This is a genomic window from Rhodoluna sp., assembly GCF_049276775.1.
GTDB lineage: Bacteria > Actinomycetota > Actinomycetes > Actinomycetales > Microbacteriaceae > Rhodoluna.
The window spans coordinates 1-3,647 of record NZ_JBASXC010000036.1; the positions used below are offsets into that span (position 1 = coordinate 1).

At 52.8% G+C, this 3,647-nt stretch carries 4 protein-coding genes; all 4 read right to left on the reverse strand.

Annotated elements, in window-relative coordinates; all coding sequences use genetic code 11:
* The coding region (locus WAO31_RS02925; protein WP_509590051.1) for a metallopeptidase domain-containing protein at positions 1-1,467 on the reverse strand (1,467 nt) is incomplete at its 3' end.
* A 58-nt stretch (positions 1,468-1,525) separates the two neighbouring features.
* Positions 1,526-2,005 carry a GNAT family N-acetyltransferase gene (locus tag WAO31_RS02930; protein ID WP_509590054.1) on the reverse strand — a complete coding sequence of 160 codons (480 nt, stop codon included), beginning with the start codon at positions 2,003-2,005 and terminating at the stop codon, positions 1,526-1,528.
* Positions 1,993-2,259, reverse strand: a complete 267-nt coding sequence (locus tag WAO31_RS02935) for a type II toxin-antitoxin system TacA family antitoxin (RefSeq protein WP_509590057.1) — start codon at positions 2,257-2,259, stop codon at positions 1,993-1,995. Before WAO31_RS02935 ends, WAO31_RS02930 begins: the two co-directional genes overlap by 13 nt.
* Before the next feature lie 103 nt (positions 2,260-2,362).
* Positions 2,363-3,647, reverse strand: a 1,285-nt coding sequence (locus WAO31_RS02940) for a hypothetical protein (protein WP_509590059.1), incomplete at its 5' end; no start/stop codon positions are given.

Below are 3,647 nucleotides of genomic sequence, written 5' to 3' on the forward strand. Positions count from 1 at the left end.
CCTCTCTGGGGTGAATTCGTTAACCGTAATTCGATAACCAGCAATATCAACCGTGTTCCCTTCATAGAACATGGCGTCGAGCTGGTCGGTGGCGAAAGATGTTTCAATCGCATACACATAAAGCCCTCGGCCTGGAGGGGCTATGAGCACCTGCGTCCCCTCACCCTGTCCCTTGGTCGAATCGACTAGATAGACGAGAACCCCCTCGCGCGAACGAGTTTTTGAAGCGTCCGCGACATCAAACTGTGAAATTCTTCGACTCTCAATGACAATTTGGAATCGCTCATTTACCGGAAGCATTATTGACTTGAGTGTGTCCGACTCATCCGTGACTGGATATAGCTCAAATGAACCTCCTTGAAAGTCTGTGGGGTCCGCACAATAAAGCTCCGTCTCGCCGAGCCAATCGGCGAGGAACATCAGCCAGCTGGTCATGGTTCGAGTGGCATCAAAACCGGCCATTAGGTCATAGCCATTAAACGAGCCCGGGAGATAGTTGCCGTCATTTCTCAAACCATCAAGCTCGTTCCAATTTAAATCTGGAAGCCCAAAGGCATGTCCCATTTCATGGACCCAGAACGGACCCAAGCCGCCCCTACCATCTTCAAAGTGGAACTTTCCTCCAGTCAAGGCTTGAGAAATCAGCCCCTCATCAGACATGAACGGCCCAAGCCCCAAGTCCTCGCGATCCCACATGATGTATTGAGTGAATAGGTCTTGTTCCTCCGGCCAAACGTAAAGGACTAGATCCGCATCGGAATAGTCGACAAAAGGATCCGTGAACTCAATTACTTTGGGGAAGTAGATCTCTGCCATGTCCCGCATCGCACCATGCTCGTCCTGCATTTCTTCCTGAGAGACGTAGTAATTGGAGGACTCATCTGGCGCTCTAATCCATTCGTCATATATGCGCCAGTTAAAAGTGACCTTGCCACGCGAGAAAACTCGATAGAAGTTATCAGTGAACGCCACCGCTGGCTCTATCTGCTCTTTAGCGCTCTTCGCGCTCTTCAGATCTGGCCAGTCCATTGCGACCACCACCATGGTTAGCTCCACCTCAGAGGGCAAGTTTCCATCTACCAAAGCCCTTGGGAAGCCACCAATTATGTAATCCCCATACCTCTCTCGACTAAGGCTGGTCTCCTCAAGCATGCACATCTGAGGTGCACTTGTCGCCAGGTCGACTGGCTCTAAAGCAGGTGTGGCCTTTGTTCTGTCCGTTGCACAACTTGGCGTATAGACCCTGAGCTCTCGGTCAAATATCTGGGTGTGGGGCTGCTGAGCCTCGCTATCACAGGCATTCCACCTCCACGGTGCTTCCTCCTGAACTTCAAAATCAGTTGTCTCTGCTCCTGACTCGGAAGCCGAGGCTGAAGGAGCTTCGGCGCTGGAGGTTTTGGTAGTGGATGGGCCTGCGCAACCCGTGAGTAATAAGAGCGCTGTGAGAAGTGATGCGGCTCGCTTCATGGCTATCCCCCTATTCAACTTTAGATTAGGACTGATACCACCATGATTCAACCTCAACCTAACTGCTTAGGTGGAGACACAGTAGCTCTGTCATAGCAGGCGACCGCTCGAAACCAAGTGATAGGTAGAACTCACTTGCCTTCTCATCTTTGCTATGGACAAGAAGGACAACTGCCCCTGCAATCTTCTGAATAGCCAATGACTTCATCAGGGCGTCCCTAACCAGAGCTTTACCAACTCCAAGACCTTGATAGGAGCTGTCGACCGCGAGTCTGGCAAGCAGCACCCCAGGAACCGGGTGTCTGGGCAGCTCGACATCGGCTTTCGTTGGAACTGCATCCCTAACAATCGATGCAGTGGTTAGGGCGTAGTATCCAACGACCCTAACCCCATCGCACACCACATAAACTTTCGCAGTATTTACCCGCTGAGCCTTGAGTGCAGACTTTCTAAGCCAGGCATCAAGGGCTCTGTTCCCACAACTAAAACCGGAGAGGTCCTGATCACTTAGGGGAGCGGGCTTACTCAGTCCTGCCATGGCGGTCTAATCGCAAGAATCTTGTCTATTGCCTCTTTGTTCTTCTCTAGATCCTTGGCTCTATCTAGCAACTGGTCAAAGGCATCTGGTTCAAAAACAAAGATTCTTTGATCTAAGAGGAGCTCATCGGCATCTCGCATTGCGCTGGCTATAACAAAGTCACTCACGCTCTCTCCCCTCAAGCTGGCAGCGTGCTGAAGCAGGCGCTTTTGCTCTGAGGTGAGCCGGAGGTCTAAACGGTCGTCTTTTGCCATATCCACTCATTATAAATCCTGTCCGTCAAATGTACTGACAACAAAGTCGCAACAGCTGAATATGGCAGAGAACCTAAGAGAGTGCTTTTAGTTGTTCACAGCCCTAGAACCACCTGCGCATGCGCTTGATGATTTCGTAGGTATTGCCACTTGAGTCAGTGACTTCGATGTTTACAAGACAGACTCCCGGTTTCATGATGCGAACCCTCCAGGTAGACGCAAGACAAATATCTCTGGTCAGGCTGGTGACCCTATAGGTGAGATCCGGGTCTCTGGGGAACTCCCTCAGCAGCGTCCGCTGCGTTGTTGGCACAGCTGTGAAGCCTTCAGCTAGGGCGGATATGGAACTTGCCTCTTCCGGGTCTGGTGTGATCGCAAGTGCTGTTCTCGCAACCTCAATCGAGTTTCCGCTCACTTCCACAGTGTCCAGAGCAACAGCTATGGAACTAGAGACCGTCGACGACTCACTGGCTTGGGCACCAGAAGAGGTAGTGGAGGAAGAGCCTTTCTCGGCCACTGCTTCGGCCGAGGAGGTTACCGATCTCACCACGACTTCCTCAGAGCTTGAGGCACCGGCGCTCGCAGTTGATTCTGATCCTGAGTCGCTCGGGGCAATAAACGCATAAGCACATTCCTTGCCGGACTCCCCAAACCCACTCCAAGACGAGCATCTCTCGATACCAGGGGTCTCCTTGGCCGCAGCCTCGGCTACTTCCTTGGCCTTTGCCTTCAGAAGCTCAACCTTTGCCCTGCGGTCTACCTCAACAGTTGGGTCATAGCTGCCACCTGTTGACTTGAAAAGCTCCCATGCCTCACCACCCAATCGATAGGCAGTCCAGGCTCTGGTTGGCCAGCACTCGGTGTAACGCTTACCGGTAGAGACATCAACGATCAAGCCATTGGCTTCCTGGAACCCAGTGGGGCAACCGGTTCTACCAACAGAACCCTCAACGATTGTGGTGAAGGGATGGCCACTACCTCTGTAGTTGACAGTTGCTGCAGGAGGAGTTGGATCAGGATCAGTCCCTGAGCTAACCGGAGCGGAGACGGAAGGGCTAACGCTTGAGGAGCTCGAACTATCACCCGAGGATTCACTCGGAGTAGAAGACCCTCCGGACGAACCGCCAGACGAACCACCAGAGGAGATGTCACCCTCTCCCACAGAGGGAGCTTCTACAGTTTCAGAGCCTGAGGGTGCTGTTCCAGCGGGAACGGGGTTTGCGCATACTCCACCCGACGACTGTTCCCCGTTTGGGCCTGTAATTGGTCCCCATTGAACGCACTTTTGCTTTCCAGGATTCGCCTCGTTCCAGCGACGTGACTCCTCTTCGGCCGCTTTCTGCGCAGCATCGATTGCCCTCTGATATTCCTCTTGAGCGGCCCTAGCC